General features: G+C 70.3%; 25 protein-coding genes. 9 read left to right on the forward strand and 16 right to left on the reverse strand.

Features of this window, described 5'->3' with window-relative positions; translation table 11 throughout:
* Positions 1–8 precede the first annotated feature (8 nt).
* The 5 genes from OG884_RS22135 to OG884_RS22155 are packed head-to-tail and all read right to left on the reverse strand — an operon-like array spanning position 9 to position 5,534.
* Complete coding sequence (locus OG884_RS22135) at positions 9–908, reverse strand: ABC transporter ATP-binding protein (protein ID WP_326635724.1); 900 nt, start codon at positions 906–908, stop codon at positions 9–11.
* Positions 905–1,939 carry an ABC transporter ATP-binding protein gene (locus tag OG884_RS22140; protein ID WP_326635726.1) on the reverse strand — a complete coding sequence of 345 codons (1,035 nt, stop codon included), beginning with the start codon at positions 1,937–1,939 and terminating at the stop codon, positions 905–907. Before OG884_RS22140 ends, OG884_RS22135 begins: the two co-directional genes overlap by 4 nt.
* Positions 1,932–2,918, reverse strand: a complete 987-nt coding sequence (locus tag OG884_RS22145; RefSeq protein ID WP_326635729.1) for an ABC transporter permease — start codon at positions 2,916–2,918, stop codon at positions 1,932–1,934. Before OG884_RS22145 ends, OG884_RS22140 begins: the two co-directional genes overlap by 8 nt.
* Positions 2,915–3,844, reverse strand: a complete 930-nt coding sequence (locus OG884_RS22150; RefSeq protein ID WP_326635731.1) for an ABC transporter permease — start codon at positions 3,842–3,844, stop codon at positions 2,915–2,917. The genes OG884_RS22145 and OG884_RS22150 overlap by 4 nt, the downstream gene beginning before the upstream one ends.
* Complete coding sequence (locus OG884_RS22155) at positions 3,831–5,534, reverse strand: ABC transporter substrate-binding protein (RefSeq protein ID WP_326635733.1); 1,704 nt, start codon at positions 5,532–5,534, stop codon at positions 3,831–3,833. The genes OG884_RS22150 and OG884_RS22155 overlap by 14 nt, the downstream gene beginning before the upstream one ends.
* 556 nt (positions 5,535–6,090) lie before the next feature.
* Here OG884_RS22155 and OG884_RS22160 point away from each other — a divergent pair.
* The 4 genes from OG884_RS22160 (at position 6,091) to OG884_RS22175 (ending at position 8,752) form a co-directional block, all read left to right on the forward strand.
* On the forward strand, positions 6,091–6,675 hold the full coding sequence (locus tag OG884_RS22160; protein ID WP_326635734.1) for a TetR/AcrR family transcriptional regulator: 585 nt from the start codon (positions 6,091–6,093) through the stop codon (positions 6,673–6,675).
* Positions 6,672–7,583, forward strand: coding sequence for an SDR family oxidoreductase (locus OG884_RS22165; RefSeq protein WP_326635736.1), 912 nt, complete (start codon positions 6,672–6,674; stop codon positions 7,581–7,583). Before OG884_RS22160 ends, OG884_RS22165 begins: the two co-directional genes overlap by 4 nt.
* Before the next feature lie 327 nt (positions 7,584–7,910).
* Complete coding sequence (locus tag OG884_RS22170; protein WP_326635738.1) at positions 7,911–8,423, forward strand: GtrA family protein; 513 nt, start codon at positions 7,911–7,913, stop codon at positions 8,421–8,423.
* A gap of 29 nt (positions 8,424–8,452) precedes the next feature.
* Positions 8,453–8,752 (forward strand): hypothetical protein, encoded by a 300-nt coding sequence (locus OG884_RS22175; protein ID WP_326635740.1) that lies wholly within the window; start codon positions 8,453–8,455, stop codon positions 8,750–8,752.
* Here the strand turns inward: OG884_RS22175 and OG884_RS22180 are convergent.
* The 10 genes from OG884_RS22180 to OG884_RS22225 form a co-directional block, all read right to left on the reverse strand.
* The gene (locus OG884_RS22180) at positions 8,746–9,630 is read right to left on the reverse strand and encodes an SRPBCC family protein (RefSeq protein WP_326635742.1); all 885 of its coding nucleotides are present in this window, start codon (positions 9,628–9,630) and stop codon (positions 8,746–8,748) included. The genes OG884_RS22175 and OG884_RS22180 overlap by 7 nt on opposite strands.
* Positions 9,631–9,955: 325 nt before the next feature.
* Positions 9,956–10,837 (reverse strand): FAD binding domain-containing protein, encoded by an 882-nt coding sequence (locus tag OG884_RS22185; RefSeq protein ID WP_326635744.1) that lies wholly within the window; start codon positions 10,835–10,837, stop codon positions 9,956–9,958.
* Complete coding sequence (locus OG884_RS22190) at positions 10,834–13,368, reverse strand: xanthine dehydrogenase family protein molybdopterin-binding subunit (protein WP_326635746.1); 2,535 nt, start codon at positions 13,366–13,368, stop codon at positions 10,834–10,836. The genes OG884_RS22185 and OG884_RS22190 overlap by 4 nt, the downstream gene beginning before the upstream one ends.
* On the reverse strand, positions 13,365–13,865 hold the full coding sequence (locus tag OG884_RS22195) for a (2Fe-2S)-binding protein (RefSeq protein ID WP_326635748.1): 501 nt from the start codon (positions 13,863–13,865) through the stop codon (positions 13,365–13,367). The genes OG884_RS22190 and OG884_RS22195 overlap by 4 nt, the downstream gene beginning before the upstream one ends.
* A 104-nt stretch (positions 13,866–13,969) precedes the next feature.
* Entirely contained in the window at positions 13,970–14,392 is a 423-nt protein-coding gene (locus OG884_RS22200) for a nuclear transport factor 2 family protein (protein WP_326635750.1), read from the reverse strand.
* 164 nt (positions 14,393–14,556) lie between these two features.
* Positions 14,557–15,489, reverse strand: a complete 933-nt coding sequence (locus OG884_RS22205; protein ID WP_326635752.1) for a pyridoxamine 5'-phosphate oxidase family protein — start codon at positions 15,487–15,489, stop codon at positions 14,557–14,559.
* Positions 15,490–15,495: 6 nt separating this feature from the next.
* Positions 15,496–15,939, reverse strand: coding sequence for a VOC family protein (locus OG884_RS22210; protein ID WP_326635753.1), 444 nt, complete (start codon positions 15,937–15,939; stop codon positions 15,496–15,498).
* A gap of 373 nt (positions 15,940–16,312) precedes the next feature.
* Entirely contained in the window at positions 16,313–16,888 is a 576-nt protein-coding gene (locus OG884_RS22215) for a CGNR zinc finger domain-containing protein (RefSeq protein WP_326635754.1), read from the reverse strand.
* A 209-nt stretch (positions 16,889–17,097) separates the two neighbouring features.
* Positions 17,098–17,304, reverse strand: coding sequence for a hypothetical protein (locus OG884_RS22220; RefSeq protein ID WP_326635755.1), 207 nt, complete (start codon positions 17,302–17,304; stop codon positions 17,098–17,100).
* Entirely contained in the window at positions 17,294–18,964 is a 1,671-nt protein-coding gene (locus tag OG884_RS22225) for a PspC domain-containing protein (RefSeq protein ID WP_326635756.1), read from the reverse strand. The genes OG884_RS22220 and OG884_RS22225 overlap by 11 nt, the downstream gene beginning before the upstream one ends.
* Before the next feature lie 142 nt (positions 18,965–19,106).
* Between OG884_RS22225 and OG884_RS22230 the strand changes: the two genes are divergently transcribed.
* From OG884_RS22230 to OG884_RS22250, 5 genes are all read left to right on the forward strand, one after another.
* Positions 19,107–20,321: an ATP-binding protein gene (locus OG884_RS22230; RefSeq protein ID WP_326635758.1), complete on the forward strand. Its 1,215-nt coding sequence runs from the start codon at positions 19,107–19,109 to the stop codon at positions 20,319–20,321.
* Positions 20,322–20,466: 145 nt separating this feature from the next.
* Positions 20,467–21,105: a response regulator transcription factor gene (locus tag OG884_RS22235; RefSeq protein ID WP_326635760.1), complete on the forward strand. Its 639-nt coding sequence runs from the start codon at positions 20,467–20,469 to the stop codon at positions 21,103–21,105.
* 64 nt (positions 21,106–21,169) lie between these two features.
* Positions 21,170–22,639 carry a glutamate--cysteine ligase gene (locus OG884_RS22240; RefSeq protein ID WP_326635762.1) on the forward strand — a complete coding sequence of 490 codons (1,470 nt, stop codon included), beginning with the start codon at positions 21,170–21,172 and terminating at the stop codon, positions 22,637–22,639.
* A 220-nt stretch (positions 22,640–22,859) separates the two neighbouring features.
* Positions 22,860–23,138 carry a WhiB family transcriptional regulator gene (locus OG884_RS22245; protein ID WP_326635764.1) on the forward strand — a complete coding sequence of 93 codons (279 nt, stop codon included), beginning with the start codon at positions 22,860–22,862 and terminating at the stop codon, positions 23,136–23,138.
* 176 nt (positions 23,139–23,314) lie between these two features.
* Positions 23,315–24,232, forward strand: coding sequence for a CPBP family intramembrane glutamic endopeptidase (locus OG884_RS22250; RefSeq protein ID WP_326635766.1), 918 nt, complete (start codon positions 23,315–23,317; stop codon positions 24,230–24,232).
* Here OG884_RS22250 and OG884_RS22255 read toward each other — a convergent pair.
* Positions 24,196–24,915: a PIG-L deacetylase family protein gene (locus OG884_RS22255; RefSeq protein ID WP_326635767.1), complete on the reverse strand. Its 720-nt coding sequence runs from the start codon at positions 24,913–24,915 to the stop codon at positions 24,196–24,198. The genes OG884_RS22250 and OG884_RS22255 overlap by 37 nt on opposite strands.
* Between the last annotated feature and the right edge of the window lie 53 nt (positions 24,916–24,968).

The raw sequence follows: 24,968 nt of genomic DNA on the forward strand, positions 1-24,968 counted from the left end.
GTCCTCATTCAGTACTTTGTCGCGCCGGCCTCCGGCCGGCTCACGGCGGGGTGGTCGTTCGGTGAGCCATGGTCATGATCGTGGCACGCCTGGTCGGCGTCGCGCAACGCTCCCGCAGGCCAGGCCGGCAGCTCCGCCTCCGGTGTCGCCTCGACCAGCGCGCGCGTGCAGGGGTGCTGCGGGGAGCGGAAGATCTCGTCGGACGGGCCGGTCTCGACGATGCGGCCGCGCTGCATGACGGCGACGCGGTCGCTGTAGAGCCGGATCACCGCCAGGTCGTGGCTGACGTGGAGGAACGAGATCCCCTGGTCGCGCTGCAGGTCGGCCAGTAGGTTGAGGATCTGGGCACGCACCGACACGTCGAGCGCCGAGGTCGGCTCGTCCGCGATGATCAGGTCCGGCTTGAGGGCGAGCGCGCGCGCCACGGCGACGCGCTGGAGCTGCCCGCCGGACGCCTCGTGCGGGTAGCGCCCCAGGTAGTCGGCGCCGAGGCCGACCGACTCCAGCAGCGCGACCAGCTCGGCGGTCGACGTCGTCTCGCCGTGCGCACGGAAGACGTTCTCCAGCGTCTGCCGCACGGTCTGCAGCGGGTTCAGCGACGCCAACGGGTCCTGGAAGACCATGGCGACGTTGCGCCGCAGCCGCCGCAGTCCTCGCCGACTGAGGCAGGCGACGTCCTGCCCGCCCGTACGGACGGTGCCGGACGTCGGCATCACCAGGCCGTTGGCCATCCGCGCCAGCGTGGACTTGCCCGAGCCGGACTCGCCGACCAGGCCGAGCGCCTCGCCCCGCTCGACGTGGAGCGAGACGCCGTCGACGGCGAGGAAGCCCTTGCGCCCGCGGCCGAAGCCACCGGCGGTGCGGTAGCGCTTGCTGACGTCGGTCATCTCCAGGATCGGCTCGCTCACCGGGCGACCTCCTGCGGTGCGGGGAGACGATCGAGGTGGCAGGCCGCAAGGTGCAGGCCGCCGCCCTCGCTGGTCGGGCGGACGGTGGGCAGCGGTGCCTCGACGACACAGCGCTCGCCGACCTGGTCCGCGAGGCCGCAGCGCGGCGCGAAGGCGCAACCCGGTCCGGCGTCGCGCAGCGACGTGGGCGCGCCGGGGATGGCGCGGAGCCGGGTCCGCTCCCCTCCAGTGTCGAGTCGGGCGTCCAGCCGCGGCGTGGCCGCGCGGAGACCGACGGTGTACGGGTGGGCGGGCTGATCGAAGATGTCGCGGAGGCTGCCGTACTCGGCCTGGCGGCCGGCGTACAGCACGAGGACGTCGTCCGCCACGCTCCCCACCACCCCGAAGTCGTGGCTGATCAGGAGCATCGCCATGCCGTACTCCTGCTGGAGCTCGCGGAGCAGGGCCAGGATCTGCGCCTGCACCGTCACGTCGAGCGCGGTGGTCGGCTCGTCGGCGATGAGGAGCGCCGGCCGGTTCACCAGGGCCATCGCGATCACCGCGCGTTGCCGCATGCCGCCGGAGAACTCGTGCGGGAAGCGGCGTACGGCGTCCGCGGGCTCGGGGATGCCGACCCGGTCGAGCATCTCGACCGCACGGGCCCGCGCAGCGCGGCGGGTGACCGACGGGTCGTGCAGGCGGACCGCCTGGGCGATGTGCGCGCCGATGTCGAGGTACGGGCTGAGCGCGGACATCGAGTCCTGGAACACCATGGCCACGTCGGAGCCGCGGGCCCGGCGCAGCTCGCGCTCGTCGGCGGAGAGCATCTCCCGGCCGGCGACGACGATCCGGCCCCGGGCGCTCGCCCCGCGCGGCAGCAGCCGCATGATCGCCCGGCCGGTGATCGTCTTGCCCGACCCCGACTCGCCGACCACGGCGAGCGTGCGGCCGCCGTCCAGCCTTACGGAGAGGTCCCGGACGACATCGGCGGTGACGCCGCCGCCGGTGAACGAGACGCACAGGTCCTCGACCTGGAGTACGGGGTCAGGCACGGCGGATCCTCGGATCGAGAAGCGGCATCAGCAGGTCGGCGATCAGGTTGCCGACGATGATGAGGAAGGCGGAGAAGAGCGTCACCCCGACGACGATGCTCAGGTCGGACTCGTTCACGCCGGACAGCAGCAGGTCGCCGAGCCCGTGCAGGCTGAACACCTTCTCCGCGATCACCGACCCGCCCAGGAGCGCGGTGACGTCGAGCGCGAACATCGCCACGACCGGCACCATCACGCCGCGGACGGCGTGCCGATTCACCTGCCGGGCCGACGCGCCGCGCGCGGTCATCGCGACGAGGTGGTCGGCCGAGAGTTCGTTGAGGAGCTGGGTGCGGGTGACCCGGATGTAGCCGGCGGCGAGGATGAACGACAGCACCATCCACGGGCCGATCAGGTGCCAGGCCCAGTCCGTCGGTGACTCCGAGAACGACACGAAGCCGGAGTAGGGCAGCGCGTTGAGCATGAAGCCGAAGACCTGGACGACGAGCAGGCCGACGAGGAAGGTCGGCACCGACAACCCGAACATCGCGAAGCCGGTCGAGAACCGGTCGACGATCCCGCCCTTGCGTATCGCCGACAACGCGCCGAGGCCGATGCCCACGACGAGGCACAGGACGGCCGCGCCGAGCGCGAGCGACAACGTGACGGGCAGCCGCTCGGCGATGAGCGTCGTGACGTCGCTGCGGTTCGGGAACGAGTAGCCGAAGCAGGGTGCCTGGCAGTGCACCTGCTGGGCGCCCTCGCCGTACGTACGGCCGACGAAGAGGCCCTTCACGAACTCGGTGTACTGCCACACCGTGCTCTGGTCGGTCTGCATGTAGGCGCTGACCTTGGCCCGAGTCTCGGGCGGGCACGGCTTGCCGCACATGGCGCGGGCCGGGTCCTTCGAGGCCCCGAAGAAGAGGGATATCGTCACGAAGGCGATCGCGAGGAGCATGAACACCGCGGTGACCATGCGGCGGGCGATGTAGACGATCATGCAGCATCCTCCGTGCGCACGTCGAGGACGTCGCGGAGCGCGTCACCGGCGAGCGTGGCGCCGAATACGATCAGGAACACCACGGCGCCCGGGAAGAGCATGTACCAGACGTCCGCACCGCTGTAGATCCACGGCAGCGAGTCCGAGAGCAGCTTGCCGAGGTCGGGGACGTCGCCACGCAGGCCGACGCCGAGGAACGACAGTCCCGCGACGACGCTGACGTTGCCGGGCAGTGACATCGCGAACAGGACGATGACCAGGCCGAAGAGGTGCGGCAGCATCTCACGGCGGATGATCTGCCAGGGCGGAGCCCCGGTCGCGCGCGCCGCCTCGACGAAGGCGCGGGCGTTGATGGCGCCGGCCTGGGCGCCGATGATCCGGGCCGGGACGGTCCAGCCGAAGAAGGCCAGTACCAGCACGAGGACCAGGCCCCGCGGCATCTCCGGCGGCACGATCGCCATGATCGCGATGACGAACATCAGGCCCGGGAAGCCGAACATGAAGTCGATCACCCGCCCCGCGACGGCGTTGAGCCAGCCGCCGAAGTACCCGATCGCCGTACCGAGGACGGCGGCGAAGGCGATCGACAGGATGCTCGCCCCGAACGCGATGAACAGCGACGAGCGGATGCCGTAGACGATCTGGGCGAACAGGTCGACGCCCGTCACCGGGATGACGCCGAGCCAGTGGTCGGCGCTGACGCCACCGAAGGCGCCCAGCGGACGGCCGCCGTCCGGGTCGAGCAGGTCGGTGTGCAAGGTGCTCGGGTCCTGTCCCTCGATCCACACGAGCAGCGGGGCGCAGAGCCCCGCGACGAGCGGCACGACCAGCATGACCAGGCCGGCGACGCCGGACCGCTTCCGGAGGAAGCGGCGGAGGACCGAGGTACCCCGGCCCTCCGCCTGCTGGATCTCAGCGATCGACACCGACGACCAGCTCATTCGCGAACGGCGGGTAGGCGGGGATGAAGTAGTTCAGGATCTTCGAACCGGCCAGGGCCTGCGTGCGCTGCACGAGGATCGGCACGACCGGGGCGTCCTCCATGATCTGCTTATCGATCGCGGCCCACATCTCGGCGGCCTTGTCGAGGTCCGGCTCCGCGGTCGCGGCGTCGATCGCGGCGTCCACCTCGGGGTTGGAGAACTTCGAGGCGTTGCCGCCGCCGTTGTCGATCTCGCTCGACGCGAACAGCGGCTGGATGGTGCTCATGCCGCTCGGGAAGTCCGCTCCCCAGCCGTTCGTCGTCATGTCGTAGTCGCCGTCGGCGGACGAGATGAGCTCGTACCAGGTGTCGCCGTCGAGGCCCTTGAGCTCGACCTTGACGCCGACCCGCGCCAGCGAGTTCTTGATGCTCTGGGCTTCCTTCTCCTCGATCGCACTCACGTCGGTCGGGTAGGTCAGCGTGAGCTTCAGGTCGGAGACGCCGGCGTCGGCGAGCAGCTCCTTCGCCTTGTCGACGTTGCCGGTGTCACCGCCGTCGTACAGGTTGTACTCGGTGTAGCCGGGGATGCCGGGCGTCATGATGGTCGAGGTGATCTGGCCGCCGAACTTCGGGCCGCCGTACACGCTCTGCACCTCGGCCTTGTTGATCGCGTAGTTGATCGCCTGCCGCACGCGGACGTCGGAGAGGCCCGGGCGCTTGACGTTCATGGCGAGGTAGCGGAAGTAGCCCGACGGGCTGTTGGCCATGCGGTCGGAGATCGACGGGTCGGACTCGATCCGCTGGAACTGCGACGGCGAGATGAGCGCGTTGCTGATCGCGGTCTCGTCCTCGCCCTTGTCGTCGATGAGGCGCTGCACGATCGTGTCGTTGTTCAGGCCCATGTCGAGGACGATCTTGTCCGGGCCGGCGAACCGTGCCTGGTCGGTGTCGGCCTTCCAGTTCGGGTTGCGGACCAGCACCGCCTGCGAGCCCTTGCGGAAGCTCGTCACCTGGTACGGGCCGCTGGCGACCGGGTGCTCGCCGTACGTCTCCGGCTTGGTGTCGGCCGCAGCCGGCACCGGCGCGAAGGCCGGCATGCTGACGATCCACGGCCAGTTGCCGAACGGACGCTTCAGGCGGAAGACGATCTTGTGGTCGTCGACGACCTCGATGGAGTCGAGCTCCTTGCCGTCGTACGGGCCGTCGTAGTCGGTGCCGCCGACCAGCAGCGTCTTGTGGTAGCCAAGGCCACCCTGGAACATCGGCGCGAACGACCGCTCGATGCCGTACTTCACGTCCTGCGCGGTGATCGGGCTGCCGTCGGAGAACTTCAGGCCCTCCTGCAGCGTGAAGGTCCACGTCTTGCCGCCGTCGTCCGTCGTACCGGTGTCGGTGGCGAGGTCCGGCACGAGGATCGTGTCCTTGTCCGGGAACGTCCGCCACGACGTCAGCCCGCGGTGCACCCACCGCAGCCGGCTGGTCGGCACCATCTGCGCGTTGGCGGTCTCGAAGGACTCGGTCGCGCGCCGCGAGAGGTAGTGCAGGGTCCCGCCCTGGGACACGGACTCAAGCGCCGTCGTGTTCTTGTCCTTCGTCGGCTCGGTGGATTGCGAGTTCGCGTTGCAGCCCGCCGTCACGAGGGCCAGGACGAGCGCGAGCCCTGCGGGCACCACTCTCCGGGATCGATTCGCCATAGATCGCGCTTCCTGTGAGGCGGTCCCGATCGGTCGGGGCCGCTGCTTGGATCTCAGGAAGGGAGTCTGTTGGCGGGCGAGAGCGCGCGTCCATCGAGGAGTTCTACAGGGGACCTTTCAGAAAATCTGAAAGATCGCGGAGATCTACGCGCCCGGCGTCCACGATAGTCCGGCGGTCCCGGTGGCTGGAAGACCGTGGCGCACACCTGCGGGCGGGACCCGGCGTTCGCCCCATGGCGCCGATTTCCCTCGCCGACAACACTCGTATCAACGCCCTGTACAGAGGAGGGTCGTCCCCACCGCCCCGGCCTTGGAACCGCGCCCACCCGTAGCGACATACGGGCCATTGTCATGCCCGCGACACTCACATTCGCTGGACGAAACAGCTATAGAGATCAAAATGCCCCAGATAGGGATCATGCCTCACTCCTCCCCGACTGGCCGTGGCCGGGACCGGAACTCGCCAGGGGTGACCCCTGCATGATTTAATAAATGAACGAACATTTATTAACGAGGGGTGGCGGTGGTGGGACGTCCCCGAGGGGTCGAGGATGCGGTGATCCTGCGTGCGGCGGCGCAGGTCATGGGCCGGGTGGGTCCCGCGGGTCTCACGTTGGCCGCCGTGGCGCGCGAGGTCGGGTTGGTGCCGGCAACCCTGGTGCAGCGATTCGGTTCCAAGCATGGTCTGCTTCTGGCACTCGCCGACCGGTCTGAGAAGGACGCGAGCGAGATGGCTGGGCGAGTGCGTCAGTCGCACGACTCGGCGCTCGGGGCCTTGGCGACGCTGACGGTGGAGTCGGCGGCTGCGATGGCCACGCCGGAGAGCTTCGCCAATCATCTGGCGTTCTTGTGCATGGATCTTGGCGATCCGCAGCTCTACGAGCGTGCGCTGGCCATTCACCGTACTCAGAAGCGGGCGATCGAGGAACTGCTGACGGAGGCGGCCGGTACGGGCGAGCTCCGCGCCGGAGCCGATGCCGCGGCGCTGGCCCGCACCGTACAGGCGATCATCGCTGGTGCGGGCCTGACCTGGGCACTCGAACGCGAAGGCACCCTTGAACAGCGGCTCCGGCAAGAGCTCGACGTCGTGCTGTCCCCTCACCTTCCGCCCCGACACGGCCACGACCCGGAGGAATCATGACGACTGACGCACGCCCGCTGGCCGGAAAGGTGGCTCTGGTCGCCGGCGGTACCCGGGGCGGCGGACGGGGCATCGCCGTCGAGCTCGGCGCCGCCGGCGCGACGGTGTACGTCACCGGTCGCAGCAGCACCGGTGGGCGCTCCGACCTGGACCGCCCGGAAACCATCGAGCAGACCGCCGAGAAGGTCACCGCCGCAGGCGGCCTGGGCATTCCCGCCCGAACCGACCACAGCCGTCCCGACGAGGTCCAGGCCCTCGTTGACAAGATCGCCGCAGAACAGGACGGACAGCTCGACATCCTGGTCAACTCCGTATGGGGCGGAGACCCGCTGACCGACTGGGAACACCCTTTGTGGGAGCAGGATCTGGACACCGGTCTACGGCTGCTTCGACAGGCGGTGGAGACCCACCTCATCACCAGCCGGTTCGCGCTTCCCCTCATGGTCGCCCGCAAGAACGGTCTGGTCGTGGAGGTCACCGACGGCAACACCGCCCGCTACCGCGGCACGTTCTTCTACGACCTGGCGAAGTCCGCAGTCATCCGCCTCGCCGTCGCCCAGGCCGCCGAGCTCAAGCCCCATGGCGTCGCGGCCGTGGCCATCACGCCTGGCTTCCTACGCTCGGAGGCCCTGCTGGAACACTTCGGTGTCACCGAGGCCAACTGGCGCGACGGCGCGGCCCAGGACCCGAACTTCGCCCACTCCGAGACCCCTGTCTACCTCGGCCGGGCCGTCGCCGCACTGGCCGCCGACCCCGACATCATGGCCAAGACCGGACGGGCCCTGGCCACCTGGGGCCTGTACCAGGAGTACGGCTTCACCGATGCCGACGGCACACAACCGGACTTCGCCGCCCACTGGGCCAAGAACCTGGAAGAGCAGTACGGACCCCTCGGAGACCCGCTGTAACCCTGGCCGGCAAGGGCAAGGGCAAGGGACAGCTGCTGAGTGCCGCCGGTTGCCTACTCCTCTTTCGGCGGGGAGTCATCCCAACGTCGTGTCCGGGCTGGAGTTTGCTGGGTGGCTCATCCGGTCACCGAGACGGTCCTGCCCCTGACGGGCGCTCCACCGCGAAGTACTCGACTGTGGTGTGAGTGAGGATTGATACCAGATGTCGACAGGTGCGGCTCCAGCCGCCCGAGCCGGAAAGGCCGTGTCAGTGAGTCTTGAGACCAGGGTGTCCGGCCGGTGAGAAGATCGGGATGCTTCGAAATAGCAAAAGCAGTACTCGCAAGATTGCCAGGTCCGCTGCCCGCCCTTGCGCTGAAGCACCGTGAGCTGCTGAAGTTCGCGGTGGTGGGTGGAACAGCGTTCCTGGTGGACAACACGGTGTTTTATGGGCTGAAACTAACTATTCTGGAACCGAAGCCGGTGACTGCGAAGGTCGTCGCGGTACTCGTGGCGACGATCGTGTCCTATGTGCTGAACCGTGAATGGTCGTTCCGGACCCGGGGCGGTCGCGAGCGCCATCACGAGGCGGCGCTGTTCTTCCTGGTCAGTGGCGTCGGCCTGGTGCTCAGCTCCGTGCCGCTATGGATCTCCCGGTACGTGTTCCTGCTGGAGACCCCGGACGTGAGCCTGGTCACCCAGGAGATCGCCGACTTCATGAGCGCGCAGGTCATTGGCACGCTGATCGCCATGGTCTTCCGTTTCTGGGCGTTCCGGAAGTGGGTCTTCCCCGACGAGGAGGCCCACCCCGGCCGCGTGCGGCCGGCTCCAGCTCCCAAGCCCAAGGACGAGGCGGCCTGATCCAACCCTCCACTCGCCGGGTAGCCGCGGTGCTGCTGCATCGAGGCTCCCTTGCCCGGATCATCGGCACGGTTCAGGGGCCTTATGGGCGTGCGGCGATCGCGCTGGCACGCACGTCCTCCCACGAGGGTATGGAGAGCCGGATCCTGATCGACCCCTCCACCGGTGACCCGCTCGGCCTTCGCAAGATGCCGGTGACGGCCGGGGACGGCATGCCGTCGGGCACCGTGACGACGACGATCACCGTTCAGAGGTCCGGTTGGACCGATACGTCGCCGCGTATACCCAAGGGCTGCACGTCGGACGACGCCAAGAGGTGTGTTTACTGACGCTTCCGGCGGAGGGTGCGGCGGATCAGCCAGGCGGTCAGGGCGAGGCCCACCAGGGCGACGAGCAGCGGGGCGGCGCGCTTGAGCAGCGGCAGGCCCGCCACCTCCAGGAGATTCATGGCCTCCTCGTCGGGGCTGAGCGAGGTGCGCGAGGTGCCCGCCGGGTGGCTCTGGCGGGACCCGGACTTCTCGTCGACGACGAGGCCGGGCGGTGTCGGCACCGCGCTGAGATGCCGCCCGGACGCGCCCGATGTCGGACCCGCTCCTGCCCCGCTCAGCTCCTCCTGGCCGGCCGGGGTCGCGGGGCCGGGGCCCGAGGCCGCCGAGACCACTGGAACCTCGTCGGCCGGGCCAGGCTGGGAGGGAGCACTCCAGCCGCCCACGCCCGGCGTCCCGGAAGGGGCCTCGGCGGCGGTTTCCACGGTGGGGCCCTCGCCCAGCAGCAGGGAGAGGTTGGCCGCGAACCTGTCGATCAGCTTCTCGCCGACCTCGGACATCACACCCCGGCCGAACTGGGCCGGGCGGCCGGTCACGTTGAAGGAGGTGTCGACGGTGACCCTGGTGTTCCGTCCCTCGGGGTGCAGGCGCGCGACGACCGTGGCACCGGCGGTGCCCGAGCCCCTGGCCTCCTTGCCGGAGGCCTTGATGGTCATGGAGTGGGTGTCCTCGTCCACCTTCTCGAAGGAGGCCCGGCCCTGATAGGTCACCGTGATCGGCCCGACCTTGACCTTCATCCTGCCGGTGAAGGAGTCGTCCTCGACCTCGTCCACGGTGGCACCGGGCAGGCAGGGGCCGACCCGCTCGACGTCGAGCAGCACCGGCCACGCCTGCTCGACAGGCACGGGAACCGTGAACTCGTGCTCGAACCGCATCGCCATCGATCCGCTCCTTGTCGGTCGGCCGCTGTTGCGACATTACGACTACACGGGGGCGTATTACCAGTATGCCGCCACGGGGCCGGTTGACCGCCACACGTCGGTACGTGTCGGTCCACATCCGTTACCACTGCCCCTCCGGGCGGGAATGATGCCTCCGCCCCCCCGCGAGGCGCTCTCGCCCGCGGAACGGGGAGGCGCTCTCGGGCTCCCATGTGAGGGGGGCTCATCTGCCACCCTCCCCGCCGTTCACGGCGAGGAAACTCGCAGGCTCGTCAGGGGGTACGGGGTGAGAACCCGCCGGGTTCTCACCCCGTCACGGCGGGACTCAGCCGCTCGCGGCTCTGACCGCCCTGCGGGTCAGCACCCGGGCCAGATGGCGGCGGTAGTCGGGTCTGGCGTGCAGGTCCGCGGGAGGCGAGGTGCCGTCGTCGGCCTCGGCGCACGCCTCTGCGACGGGGTCGGTGCCGTTGGAACCGGTGGGTGCGAGGTCCACCCCGCGCAGCGCCGTCTCCACCGCACTCGCCCGTACCGGGGTGGGGCCCATGTTGGTCAGCGCGATCCTGGCCTCCTCGACGGCCCCGCCACTCCGCCGTACGGCCGCCGCGACGCCGACGATCGCCCACGCCTGCGCCGTCCGGTGGAACTTCTCGTAGTGGAAACCCCATCCGGGGCCGAGTACCGGCACCCGGGCGCCGATCAGCACCTCACCGGGTTCGAGCGCGGGCTCCAGGTAGTCGACGAAGAAGTCCGCGGCGGGGATCTCCCGCTCGCCGTCGACGGAGCGGACGACGAAGACGCAGTCGAGCGCCAGGGCCACGGCCGGCAGGTCCCCCGCGGGGTCGGCGTGGGCCATGGAGCCGCCGAACGTGCCACGGTGCCGTACGGCGGGGTCGGCCACCGTGGCCGTCGCCAGCGCGAGCAGCGGGACCCGCTCCCTGATCACCCCGGAGCGCAGCACCTCGTCGTGGGTGGTCAGCGCGCCGACGAACACGTGGTCGCCCCGGTCCTCGACGCCGCGCAGCCCGGGCAGGCGCCCGAGGTCCACCAGCGCCGACGGGTAGGCCAGGCGCAGCCGCAGCAGCGGTAGCAGCGACTGGCCCCCGGCCAGCACCTTGACGTCGTCGCCGGCGGCCGCGGCCTCGCCGAGCACCTGGCACGCCTCCTCCACCGAGGAGGGCCTGACGTAGTCGAACGACGCGGGGATCATCGCGCGCCCCCCTCGGTGGTCGTGTCGTTCCCCGCCGATGCCGATGCCGATGCCGATGCCGATGCCGATGCCGATGCCGGTGCCGGTGCCGGTGCCGGTGCCGGTCCCGATCCCGGTCCCGGCCAGATCGCCGGGTCCGCCTCGGTGACGGTTCGCCAGATCCGCTCCGGGGTGCAGGGCATCCGCACGTCGTGCACGCCGTACGGGCGCAGCGCGTCGACGATCGCGTTGACCACGGCGGGGGTGGAGGCGATCGTCCCGGCCTCGCCGACGCCCTTGACGCCCAGCGGGTTGGTCGTCGCCGGGGTCTCGGTGCGGTCGGTGACGAAGTCGGGCAGGTCGGCCGCCGAAGGGATGAGGTAGTCGGCCATCGTCGTGGTGAGCAGGTTGCCCTCGGTGTCGTAGACCGCCTCCTCGAACAGCGCCTGGGCGATGCCCTGGGCGATGCCGCCGTGCACCTGGCCCTCGACGATCAGCGGGTTCACCACGGAGCCCACGTCGTCGACCGCCACGTAGGCCCGGATCTTCGAGGCGCCGGTCTCGGTGTCCACCTCGATCGCGCACAGGTGGGTGCCGTGCGGGAAGGAGAAGTTGTCCGGGTCGAAGGTCGCGTCGGCGTCCAGCGAGGGTTCGAAACCGTCGGGGAGGTCGTGCGCGGCGAAGGTGGCCAGTGCCAGCTCCTGGATGGTCCTGCCCGCCTCGGTGCCTCTGACCCTGAACGTGCCGTCGGTGAACTCGATGTCGTCGGCGGAGGCCTCAAGCACGTGCGCGGCGAGATCCTTGGCACGGTCCTTCACCTTCTCGCAGGCGGCCAGCACGGCGACGCCGCCCACCACCAGGGAGCGGGAGCCGTAGGTGTCCATGCCCTTGTGCGAGACGGACGTGTCGCCGTGCAGCACGGAGACGTCCTCGAACGGCACGCCCAGCGCGTCGGCGACGATCTGGCTCCAGGCCGTCTCGTGTCCCTGGCCGTGCGGTGAGGAGCCGGTGATGACCTCGACCTTGCCGGTGGGCAGCATCCTGACCGAGGCGTGCTCCCAGCCGCCCGCGCCGTAGCGGAGGCTGCCGAGCACCCGCGAGGGCGCCAGCCCGCACATCTCGGTGAACGTCGAGACGCCGATGCCGAGCTGGACCGGGTCGCGCCGGTCGCGCCGGTCCGCCTGCTCGGCCCTGAGTTTGTCGTAGCCGAGCAGGGTCAGAGCCCGCTCGGTCGCCGCCTCGTAGTTGCCCGAGTCGTAGGTCAGCCCGCAGATCGTGGTGTACGGGAACTCCTCGTGGGTGATCCAGTTGCGGCGCCGCAGCTCGATGGGGTCCATGCCCAGCTCGTGGGCGAGCTCCTCCATCGCGCGCTCGATCGCGAACGTCGCCTCCGGGCGGCCCGCGCCCCGGTAGGCGTCGGTCGGCATCTTGGTGGTGAAGACGCCCGTACAGGTGAAGTCGTAGGCGTCCATCTTGTAGATGCCGTTGTACATGAACGCGCCGAGCAGCGGTATACCCGGCGTGACCAGCATCAGGTAGGCGCCCATGTCGGCGAGCAGGTCCACCTTGACGCCCCGCACCCGCCCGTCCCGGTCGGCGGCGACGGAGATCCGCTGGAGCTGGTCGCGGCCGTGGTGCACCGTCAGGTTGCCCTCGGAGCGGGACTCGGTCCACTTCACCGGCCTGCCCAGCCTGCGGGCCAGCAGCAGCGCGAGCACCTCCTCGGCGGTGACCTGGAGCTTGGAACCGAAGCCGCCGCCCACGTCGGGGGCGATCACGCGCAGCTTGTGCTCGGGGATGCCCGTCGTCAGCGCGAGCATGACGCGCAGGATGTGCGGGACCTGGGTGGACGAGTAGAGCGTGAAGGTGTCGCCGTCGGTGGTGGCCACGACCGCGCGAGGCTCCATGGCGGTCGGGATGAGCCGCTGCTGCACGTAGGTGCGCTCGATCACCACGGGGGCGTCGCGGAACGCCTCCTCGATGTCGCCTCCGGCGAACTTCCAGGTGAACGCCTGGTTCCCGGCTTCGTGGACCTTGGGGCTCCCCTCGGCGAGCGCCTCGGTCATGTCGAGCACCGCTTCCAGCGGCTCGTAGTCGATCTCGATCGCCTCCAGGGCGTCGGCCGCCCGGTAGCGGTCGGTGGCGACCACGCAGGCCACCGCCTCGCCGACATAGCGGACCTCGTCCACCGCCATGGGCGGGTGGTCGGGGATGACGATGTCCTCGCTGACCGGCCAGGCACAGGGGAGGCTGCCCTGCTCGTCGGCGAAGTCGCGCCCGCTGTAGACGGCGACCACGCCCGGCCGGCCGCTCGCGGCCGAGGTGTCGACGCGGGTGATCCTGGCGTGGGCCATCGGGCTGCGCAGGAAGGCCACGTACATCATGCCGGGGAGCTGGATGTTGTCGGTCCAGGTGGTCCGGCCGGTGACCAGCCGGGCGTCCTCCTTGCGCCTGCGCGCCCTGCCGACCTCGTGGGCGGCGGACGGGCTGTTCAGCCGGTCGCTCTCGGCGATCCGCTCACCGACCAGGCCGGCGTCGAGCTGCTCGGTCATGGCGTTGGCACCTCCTGCTCGGATGTGCTCCGCCGCGACATCTCCGCCGCGCCGCGCCGCACCGCCCTGACGATGTTGCAGTACCCCGTGCACCGGCACAGGTTGCCCTCCAGTCCCTCGCGGACCGCCTCCTCCGACGGGTCTGGATCGTCCCTGAGCAGGTCGATCGCGGCCATGATCATGCCGGGGGTGCAGTACCCGCACTGCAGGGCGTGCTCTTCGTGAAAGGCCTGCTGCATGGGATGCCACTCGCCTCCCCGCGCCAGGCCCTCAACCGTGACGATGTCGCTCCCGTCGGCCTGCACGGCGAGCACGGAACAACTCTTCGCGCTCCTGCCGTCGAGCATCACGGTGCAGGCGCCGCAGTTGCTGGTGTCACAGCCGATGGGCGTGCCGGTCTTGCCGAGTCGATCTCGTAGCAGATGGACGAGGAGGAGGCGCGGCTCGACCTCCTCCTCGTATGCGATTCCATCGACGTTGACGGTTATTCGGGGCATACGTCCTCCAAGGGCAACCACAGGGGTACGGGAGAAGTGAGAACCGATAAATGAGAACTTACGCCCCAGTTCTCCCCGGTCAACCCCCTGGTCTCACGCCGGTCTCACGCCAACGGAAGTTCTTCCGGTCCGCGGCCGCCGAGAATACGGCGGTCCGCATCGTCGATTCTGAGGTCGTTGATACTCGCCTCACGACGCCGCATCAGCCCGTCGTCGGCGAACTCCCACAGCTCGTTTCCGTAGCTGCGCCACCACTGACCGTCCGCGTCGTGCCACTCGTACTGGAACCGTACGGCGATGCGGTTGCCGCCGAACGTCCACAGATTCTTGCGGAGCCTGTAGTCCTGCTCCCTGGCCCACTTGCGGCTCAGAAACTCCCTGATCTCCTCGCGCCCGGTGAGGAACTCGTCCCGGTTGCGCCAGACCGAGTCGGGCGTGTAGGCGAGCGAGACCCGCTCGGGGTCACGCGTGTTCCATGCGTCCTCGGCGGCCTGGACCTTCGCCCTGGCGGTCTCCTCGGTGAACATCACACTTCCTCCAGAGATATCGCCCGCGCGGGACAGGCAAGCGCGGGTCCCTGACCTCGTCGATCAGCGTGCCGCCCGGTTCGGCGACGCCGACCAACCGATCATCGCCCAGGTCGAACGGCTTGGGCGTGACGGACACGCCGCCCGGTCCATGACGACCCTCGTCACGGCCCCTCTCCCCGACCGGGGCCTGCCGTGAGGCCGAAGCCCGCCGTGAGGGCGGCATGCGCCGGTGGGTTGTGCCGGGAGTACTCCCCGAGCCGCCAGCGGAGCGGGCCGGCTCCCTGTACGCGGATGATCCGGTCCAGCTCGAACCCGACCAGCCGCTGGGCCCCCGGGACGCCGCCCGGATCCCAGTCGACGCGGGCACGCCCGGTCAGGTGCAGGGCGTCGCCGTTCTCCCAGTCGAGGAAGAGCAGGCCGCAGCGTTCGTCCAGTTCCAGGTTCCCGAGCGTCATGTACATCGAGTTGCCGACGTAGTCCGGCCAGACCAGCCGCCGGTCGCCCATCACCCGGACGAACCCCGGGTTGCCGCCCCGGTGCGACAGATCGGCGCCGAGGCCGGGGGCCGAGGTGGCGATGAAGAACGTGTCGGCGCCTTCGATCCACGCGCGGTCGCCGTCGCCGAACGCGGTCGCCGAGGAGGAGCCGGTGGCGGGCCCGGTGACCTCCGCGACGACGTCCCGCGCCTGGATGTACTTGGGGCAGTTGGCGTACGTCTGCTCGGTGCGGACGACCAGTCGCCCGCCGTCCCGCAGGACCGTGCCGTTGACCCGCATCCTGCGCCTGCTCCACGGCTCGATCGCGAGCATCCCGATCTCGCCCTCGTCCAGCCCCGCCAGCGGGTCGTGCCCACCCGGCACCGCCTTGATCACCACGGTCCGCTCGTCCACGGCCTCGGCGAACCCCTCGGGACCGGTCAGGGCCGTCGCCCACGGGAGCCCGTTCCGCCCCAGGGCTCCGATCAGCAGCATCCGCTGTCGCCCCAGGAACTCGGCCGCCACCGCCGGGACCTCCGGCCGGGCCCTGGCCGAACCCAGTGCCACCGCGCGGACCCCGGCCTTGTGCTGCACGGCGAGCTCTCCGGCGTGCTTCATGATCGCCTAGAAGAAGCCGCAGGTGGGGGCGGTGGCCACTGGAACCGGGGAGCCTTCGGCGCCGGTGGGCGCGTAGATCTCCAGCCGGATTCCGTCCGGGTCCTCGAAGAACACGCCTCCCGAGGACGCGCCCTCGCCGTGCGCCACCACGCCGTCGTGGTGGATGGTGGCGCCGACCGCCCTGATCGCCTCCTCGGCCCTGCGGACCGTCTCGATGTCGGGAACCTGGAAGGACAGGTGGTGCAGGCCGGGCAGTCCGGTGGCGAAGCGGCCGTCGCTCTGCTGCCAGAGGGTGAGCACCAGCTCGCCGTCGCGGCCGAGGAAGGCGTACCGGCGATCCGCCTCGCCGGACTCGGCGAGGACCTCGAAGCCGAAGATCTTCGAGTAGAAGTCCGTGGACCTGTCGAGGTCGGAGACGTTGAGGCCGACATGGCCGGTCTGGAAGGTCATCTGATCTCTCCCTCACGTTTTCTAACGGCTGGATCCGTTAGGTTCGCTGCTCACAATCTAACGCGAAATGGATATTTGTCACGTTAGAAATATGTGGCATAAATCACTATTGATTAGCTGGGGGCGGGCCTGGATGAGAGGGGCAGCCGAGGTGGAACCCGCCGGATGGGTGCACGGCAGGCGTGGCGCGGGACCACACGGGACCACACGGGACCACGCCGCCAGGCGCGAAGACGGGTGCGAAGGCAGGCGTGGAGACGGATGTGAAGGCAGAGGTGAAGACGGGTGCGAAGGCAGGCGTGGAGACGGATGTGAAGGCAGGTGTCGCCGGATGCGGAGACGGGAGAGGTGAGGCCGCCCGGTACCGGGCGGGTCAGCCGTCCCGGTGCTGGCGGTAGTGGCGGGCGGCGCGGGCCCGGTTGCCGCAGCCGACCGAGCACCACTCCTGCCGGGCGTGCTCCTTGACGAAATAGAGCACGCAGCGGGGGGCGGGGCAGACGCGGATCTGCTCGCGCCGTGGTCCGGCCAGCAGTTCGATCACCGACGTCGCGAGGACCGCCCGGATCCGTTCGGACTCCGTGGCCCCGACACCCGGGACCGTCCCTGCCCGGGGGGCCTCTCCGGCGGGCCACTCCAATCGCGGGGCCGACGGCACGGCCAGCGCCACGGCGTTGACCAGGTCGAGCGACTCGGCGAAGTCCGGGAGCCGGTGCGCGTCCGCGTCGCTCGCGGCGCCCGGCGCCACGGCCCTGGCGAAGAGCGCCCGCACGGCCTGCCGCAGCTCGACCACCTCGCGCCGCAAGCCCTCAGAGGCGGTGAAGTCCGGGCCGATGCCCAGCTCGGCGGCGTGTGCCCGGGCCCACGCGGTCATGCCCTCGACGTCGGCGAGCAGGTCCGTCAGACCGGTCCGCGTTGCGCGGACGGTACTGACGAACTCCAGGGCCGACATGCTTCGAGCCTAATGCCCGATCTGACCCTTTGCCGTGAGGTCCGGACCGTCCTGATCTCCACGCGTACCGTATCTCCGCCCCGCGGTGACGGACCTGGGCCAACGTGGGTGTGCACCGGCCCCGCTCACCGCGCACGCGACATCGTCGCAGGCCGGCGACTACGCGAGATCCAGCCGTTCCGGGTAGGGGTCGCGTGCGGAGTGCGGGGCTAGCGCCGGATGACCTTGGCGAGGATGGCGACCAGGCCCGCCAGGCCCAGGCCGCCCACCAGGACCGTGAGCATGCCCAGCGGCTGGACGGACGGCCGGATGATGAAGACGATCCCGGCCGCGATGAACAACATGCCGCTGAGCAGGGCCATCCAGTCGGTGCGATGCACGCTCCGGGGCTCGGGCCGGTCGTGGTCAGGCAGCACGGCGCACCTCCACGTCCCCGATGCCCGCCTTGACGTTCAGCACGATGGTCGCCACGTCGCCCTTGGGGGCCACCTCGGGCTCCAGGATTTTGTCGTGCCGGATGTCGGCACCCCCCTCCACCGTGTGGTCGATCTTGACGTCGCCGAACCTGGTGCGGCCCTTCACCTCGATCCTGGCCGTCGCCGGCAGGATCACGCTGATCTCGCCGACCGAGACCGAGATGTCCACAACGGTTCGCGAGCCCGGCGGCAGGACCAGCTCGCTCAGGTCCAGCACGCCCTCGCCCACGCCCACCGAGTAGCTGCGGGCCATCTCGGACAGGGAGGTGGGCTCCCAGTGGTAGTTGCCGTACCTCTTCGGCACACCGCCCAGCATGGGCCCCGCGACCAGGGCGATCGACAGAACGGTGCCGGTCGCGACCAGCCCCGCTCCCCGGCCGAACCAGGCGGCGACCAGCAGTCCGACGCCGACGACGACGAGCGCCGCGCCGCCCGCGACCGTCATGTTGACCTGTCCTGAAGCGGACTGGATCGCCACAGTGATCCCTCCAACGATCATGGCCAGGAAGATGGTGACGACCCCGACGAGCGATCTGGGCCGTCGCGGTCTGGGGGGCCTCATCGCCGTCGCGCCGTGCCCGGACGGGGCGTAAGGGGTGTAGGGGGAGTACGGCTGCTGCCGCCTCCGGGGGTCAAGCGGCCGGTAGGGGCCGTACGGCGAGAAAGGCTCACCGGAGGAGTCGAACGACGGTCTCGCGGTGCGGTACGGATCCGGTGGGATGTCTCCGGGTGGCGGGGCAGGACGGGCAGGTGAGTCCGGGACAGCCCCGGCGAAGGTCTCGGAGGCGCTCTCGGGACCGGCTTGGGGACTGGATTGGGGACCGGCCTCGGAACCTGGGCCGGGCGGCGTGCCCGGGGCTGACCCGGCACGGGCCTCCGGAGCGGGGGCGGGGGCGGGGGACGGCCGCTCCGGCGCGGACCACGGCCCGGCCTCCGCGGCGGGCGCGTACCGCTCCGTGACCGTCTCGCCGCCCGGGCGGGTGGCGTACGCCCCGAGGCCCGAGGCCGGCGGCGCGGTGGTGCGGGAGGCCGGATCCTGCTCCCCGACGGGACGCCGGACGGCGGCGGTGCCCGGCCCGTGGGCGAACGGGCCCGGCCACTGGTCCGCCGGGCGCGGTGCGCGGCGCCTGCGCAGCCGGTCGGGCAGCGACCTGGCCACGGCCAGCAGGTCCACCCCGCGGGAGTGGGCGGCGAGCAGGGCGATGGCGAACACCGTGCCGACCACGACCGTGGCGGTGCCGACGCCGTCCGAGGAGACATTGACGACCAGCCCGAGGGCGAACAGGCCTGTCAGCAGGGTCAGGACCGTCTCGCTGTCGAAGTCGCGCCGACTCCACTGCTCCACGTAGCCGGGGCCGCCGTTGGTCTCGCGCATCAGCAGGAACGCCGCGATGTAGAGCATGATGCCGATTCCCGAGCCGAGCACCAGCACCGCGAAACCTACCCGCAACAGCACCGGGTCGATTCCGGCGTACCGCCCCAGACCCGCGCAGACGCCGGTCAGCATGCGCCCCTCGTCGCTGCGCCGCAGGCAGCGATCCTCCGCGGGGGAGCCGGGCGGTGAGCCGGGCGTGGCGCTCGCCGGATCGGTGTCGTTCATGTATCCATGGTGGCCTTTCCCCGGCTCGTGCCGCATCCGGGACACCCCTGAGTCGTCCCGGAGGGGAAACACCTCTCTCAGGGTCGCTTCAGGGGAACGCCTGATGTGCTGGCAGGGTGGTTCGTGTGACGATGCTGACGATATGGCTGACCGAACGACAATTCATGACACGGCGCCCGTGACCTCCGAGGATGCGCCTCTCCCTCGCCTGATGAGGCCGGTGGAGGGGCGGCTGGTGGCCGGGGTGGCCCATGGGGCCGCCGCCCAGCTCCGGCTCGACCCGGTCGTGCTGCGGCTGGCCTTCGTGCTGCTCACCGTCCTGGACGGGTTCGGAGCCGTGGCGTACGCCGCCCTGTGGATGTTCACCCCGCGCGAACCGTACGAGGGCAAGGAACCCGCCAGGGACTGGAGCCAGCTCGCCGCGTACACCGCGATCGGGCTGGCGCTGCTGGCCCTGGGCTGGCTCACCGGAACCTCGGGGGCCGGGATCGGGGCCTGGCCGATCGCCGTGGGCGGCATCGGCTCGCTGATCCTGTGGCAGCAGGCGGATCCGGACCGGCGGCAGCGCTGGATGACCACCACCGTCGGACAGGTTCGCCGGAACCGGGTCCGCACCGTCGCCGGGCTGGTGCTCGTCATGGTCGGCGCGATCGGTTTTCTGGTGGCCAACGACGAACTGGTCGAGGCCCGTTCCGGCATCATGTTCACGCTGGTGGTCGTGGGCGGTGTCGCGCTGATCGTGGCCCCCTGGCTGGCGGCCCTGTGGAAGGAACTGCAGCGCGAGCGCCGCGAGCGCATCCGGCAGGAGGAGCGCGCCGAGGTGGCCGCCCACGTGCACGACTCGGTGCTGCACACGCTGACGCTCATCCAGCGCAACGCCTCCGACTCGCGCGAGGTGATGAGGCTCGCCCGATCCCAGGAGCGGGAGCTGCGCAACTGGCTTTACCAACCACAGCAGGACGCCGACGCGTCGATGGCCGCGGCCGTGCGGCGGGTGGCGGCCGAGGAGGAGGACGCGCACGGGGTGCCGATCGAGGTCGTCTGCGTGGGCGACTGCCCGCTGACCCCCGAGCTGTCCGCGATGGTGCAGGCCGCGAGGCAGGCGATGGTCAACGCCGCGAAATACTCCGGGTCCGAGGTCATCTCCGTCTACGCCGAGGCGGAACCCGAAGAGGTCACCATCTTCGTCAGGGATCGAGGGGTCGGGTTCGACATGGAGGACGTGCCCGAGGATCGTATGGGTATCCGCCAGTCGATCGTCGGCAGGATGGAGCGCCACGGGGGCAGCGCCCGGGTGCGGACCGAGCCCGGCGAGGGCACGGAAGTGATGCTGACCATGAAGCTGGAGAAGGTGTGAGTAGCGAGCGAGTCACGACACAGCGAGCCGGGGTCCCGTCGCCGGGATCACAGCGAGCCGGGGTCCCGTCTCCGGGATCACGGCGAGCCGTGGACCGGGCCGTGAGGCGCGAGGGTACGCAGACGCGACCGGCGAGGGGAGCCCGATGAGCGCGGTGAAGGTCCTGATCGTCGACGACCACCGGCTGTTCCGCTCCGGTGTCCGGGCCGAGCTGGGCGACTCCATCGAGGTGATCGGGGAGGCCGAGGACGTGGAGTCCGCGGTCAGGGCGATCACCGAGCTGGGGCCCGACGTGGTCCTCCTCGATGTGCACATGCCCGGTGGCGGTGGCCAGGAGGTCTTGCGCCGGGTCCTCGGCTCAGGCTCCACGGTCCGCTTCCTCGCGCTGTCGGTCTCCGACGCGGCGGAGGATGTCATCGGCGTGATCCGGGGCGGTGCCCGGGGTTATGTGACCAAGAACATCAGCGGGCGCGAGCTCACCGACGCCATCCGCAGGGTGGCCGACGGCGACGCGGTCTTCTCTCCGAGGCTGGCCGGGTTCGTGCTGGACGCGTTCGCCTCCAGCGAGGCCCCGCCGATCGACCCCGAGCTCGACTCGCTGACCCAGCGCGAGCGCGAGGTTCTGCGGCTGATCGCCAGAGGGTACGCCTACAAGGAGATCGCCAAGGAGCTGTTCATCTCGGTGAAGACGGTGGAGACCCATGTCTCGTCCGTGCTGCGCAAACTCCAGCTCTCCAACCGCCACGAGCTCTCCCGCTGGGCCACGGCGCGGCGCCTGGTCTGATCGGCCGGTCTTCCGGACCGGCGGCTTCTGTACGAGTAGTGACTTGTGTGCGACTCTGCGAAGTATGGGACGCGACGTACCTGCGATGGTGTTCAGCCGCGAGGACCGGCGGCGCTACCGGGACAAGGTCCGCCAGTGCCTTGACGTCTTCGCGTGGATGCTCCACGAGTCCAGGTTCGAGTTCGATCGGCCCAGGGCCGGGCTGGAGATCGAGCTCAACCTCGTGGACGACCGCGGCGAGGCCACCATGAAGAACACCGAGGTGCTGGGGGCCATCGCCCAGCCCGACTGGGCCACCGAGCTCGGCCAGTTCAACGTGGAGATCAACGTCCTGCCCGAGTCCTTGGCGGATGAGGGCGCGGCCCGGCTGGAGAAGGTGATCAGGGACCGCCTCAACCACGCAGAGGAACGGGCCCGCACCGTCGGCGGGCACATGATGATGGTCGGCATCCTGCCCACGCTGCGGGAGAGCGACGTCCACGAGGGCACCCTGTCGGCCAACCCGCGCTACAGGCTGCTCAACGAGCAGATCTTCGCGGCCAGGGGCGAGGACATGCACCTGTCGATCGAGGGGGAGGAGTCCCTCGACACCTACGCCGACAGCATCACCCCCGAGGCCGCCTGCACGAGCCTGCAGCTCCATCTCCAGGTCAGCCCGGAGGCGTTCGCCGCCAACTGGAACGCCGCCCAGGCCATCGCGGGCCCGCAGGTGGCCCTGGCGGCCAACTCGCCCTTCCTGTTCGGCCGCAGGCTATGGCAGGAGACCAGGATCCCGCTGTTCGAGCAGGCCACCGACACCCGCCCGGTGGAGCTGAAGATCCAGGGGGTGCGGCCCAGGGTGTGGTTCGGCGAGCGGTGGATCACCTCGGTCTTCGATCTCTTCGAGGAGAACACCCGCTACTTCCCCGCGCTGCTTCCCCTGTGCGACGAGGCCGACCCGCGTGAGGAGCTGGCGTGCGGGATCACCCCCCGGCTCGGCGAGCTGACCCTGCACAACGGCACCGTCTACCGGTGGAACCGGCCGGTCTACGCGGTGGTGGACGGCACCCCGCACCTGCGGGTGGAGAATCGGGTGCTGCCCGCGGGGCCCTCGGTGGCCGACGTCGTCGCCAACGCCGTGTTCTACTACGGGCTCATGCGGGTCCTCCCCTACACCGAGCGCCCGGTGTGGACGCGCATGTCGTTCGCCGCGGCCAGGGACAATCTGCGCGCCGCCGCCCAGTACGGCCTGGACGCCCGGCTCTTCTGGCCGGAACTCGGCGAGGTGACCGCCTCGGAGCTGATCCTGCGCCGCCTGCTGCCGCTCGCCTACGAGGGGCTCGACCAGTGGGGCGTGGCCCCCGAGGCCAGGGACCGGCTGCTGGGGATCGTCGAGCGGCGCTGCCTTACCGGCAGGACCGGGGCGAGCTGGCAGATAGACGCGGTGAACGCGCTCGGCCACCTCGAAAGGCACGAGGCGCTGCGCCGGATGACCCTGCGGTACATGGAGAACATGCACACCAACGAGCCGGTCCACAACTGGCCGTCACTCTGATCGCACCGACTCCTCATGATGAGGTCACCGGATCTCCCTGAGCGTGGAGCCCTCGGGCCCTGACCTCGGGGGAGGAGGCCGTCGACGACTCCGGGGGAGGAGGTCGTCGACGCGTTCTCCCCGGTACGTCGCGATGAGTACGTATGAATCCGTCGGGAGGTTGATGTCCCGACGCCGCGATCCACCTAGTCTGAGGGCCGAGCCATCAGGGGGTGATGCCATGCGGGTAATGGTCGAGGAGATCGGCTGGGCCGTGCGGGGTGCCTGCCGTACCAGCGATCCCGAGCTGTTCTTTCCGCTGACGCAGTCGGCCGAGCACGAGGCGCGGGCGAAGGCGGTCTGCGAGCGGTGTCCGGTTCTCCAGGAGTGCCGGGCATACGCGGTCCGGGCGGCCGAGCCCGAGGGGATCTGGGGCGGCCTGACCGCGCGGGAACGCCGCGGCCTGCGCTTCCCCGCAGGCTGGCGCCAGACCGCCACGGACCGGGCCCCGGTCGCGTAGCCTCGAACCGGATTCGAGAGGATCTCCGCGGTCCGAGGTCCCCGGCGAGGCCCGGCACGCCGGGCGTGGACGGTTGCGTCCACGGAGGTGGTGTACGAGTTGATCTCCGCGGTTCACGATCCGCGGCGCGGCCCGGCACGCCGGGCGTGGAACCGACGTCCGAGGGGGCTGAAGGGGTGGAGCGGAAGCCGACGCGGGACGCCGGTGCCGGGTTTCGGCCGGGGGTTTCGGCGGGGGTGGTGGCGGTGCTGGTGGGGGCCAACGTGCTCAACAACCGCCTGGCACCGAGGCTGGCACCGCTGACCTCGGCCGTGGCCACCGGCGCGCTGCTCCTCCTGGCCCGCCGTTCCGGGATCTCCTGGTCCGAGCTGGGATTCCACGAACGCTCGCGGGGCCTGCGGATAGGTGGCGTGCTCGCCTCCGCCGTGGCGGGGGTCTACGCCGTGGGCGTCACGGTCCCGGTCACCCGTCGCTTCTTCCGCGACGAGCGCGCCCTGTCCCTGTCCCACGCCCGCGCGCTGGAGGAGGCACTGGTCCAGGTGCCGGTCGGCACCGTACTGCTGGAGGAGGTCGGCTTCCGCGGGGTGGTGCACGCCCTCGTTGCCCGCTCCCACGGTCACGGTACGGCGACCGCCGCCTCCTCGATCCTTTTCGGCCTCTGGCACGTCCTCCCCGCGGTGGACATGATGGCCGCCAACCCCGCCCTGAGCCGCCTGGCCTCCGGGGAGGCTCCCACCCGTGACTCCGGGGCGCCCGGCACCCCGGCGGGGGCGCCCGGATGGCAGGTGACGCGCGTCGTGGCCGGTTCCGTGGTCGCGACGGGCCTCGCCGGTGTGCTCTTCACCGAGCTGCGCAGGCGGGGCGGCCTGATGGCGCCGGCGATGTTCCACGTCGCGACCAACTCCCTGGGCTACCTGTTCGCCCGCTTGGCCCCGCCGGACCCGGCGGCGAGGGAGGATCCCGCCCCGCCTGCGACGCGGGCGGGCGGGCGGCGGTGGTGGCGAACGAAGGTCGACGGTGTTCAAGGGGAGCGGGGCCCTGGTGACCTCCTGGGAGGTCAGGCGGTGAAGACCCGCTGGAAGGCCTCGACGTAGCGGCCCTCGCCGAAGCCCGCCTCCGCGGCGGTCCGTGAGAAGCGATCCCGCAGGAAGTTCTCGAAGTCCTCCAGGTGACCGATCTGGCTGGCGTGGGCGCGCAGCGCGGCGAGCTTGCGGTCGAAGGTGTCGGTGATGTCCACGTAGTGGTCGGGTGTCGGGCCGCCGTTCAGCCAGACCTCGCGGACGGTCCATGCCTCAAGGCCCTCGTCGATCAGGAGCGAGGGGAAGGCATAGGGGTTGCGCGCGTCGGGGTAGACGGCGTCGAGGGCGCAGCCGCCGACCGCGCGGTGGTCGGGGTGGCTGGGGGCGATGAACCGGTGGTTGCGCTCGGGGCTGTGGGTGATCACCAGATCGGGCTTGACCTGGCGGATGACCTGGGCGATGTCACGCCGCAACTCCAGGCTCTGCGTCACCGTCCCGTCGTGGTAGCCGAGGTAGCGCACATCGGTCACGCCGACGGCCTTGGCGGCGTTGGACTGCTCGGTGCGGCGGAGCTCGGCCATGCCGCCGTTGTCCAGCTCGCGGTCGAAGCCGCCCGCGTCGCCGTCGGTGACCACGCAGTAGGTGACCTCGACGCCCCGGTCGGTGAATCGCGCGATCGAGCCCGCGGCACCGAAGTCGACGTCGTCGGGATGTGCGGCGACCGCGAGTACACGGTTGATCTCATCTTCGGACAGCATGGAACGCCCTTCCGTCTTTTCCGCGTACGCTCGATCGTCACAACCGCAGCGAA

This window comes from Streptosporangium sp. NBC_01755, assembly GCF_035917995.1.
Taxonomy (GTDB): Bacteria; Actinomycetota; Actinomycetes; order Streptosporangiales; family Streptosporangiaceae; genus Streptosporangium.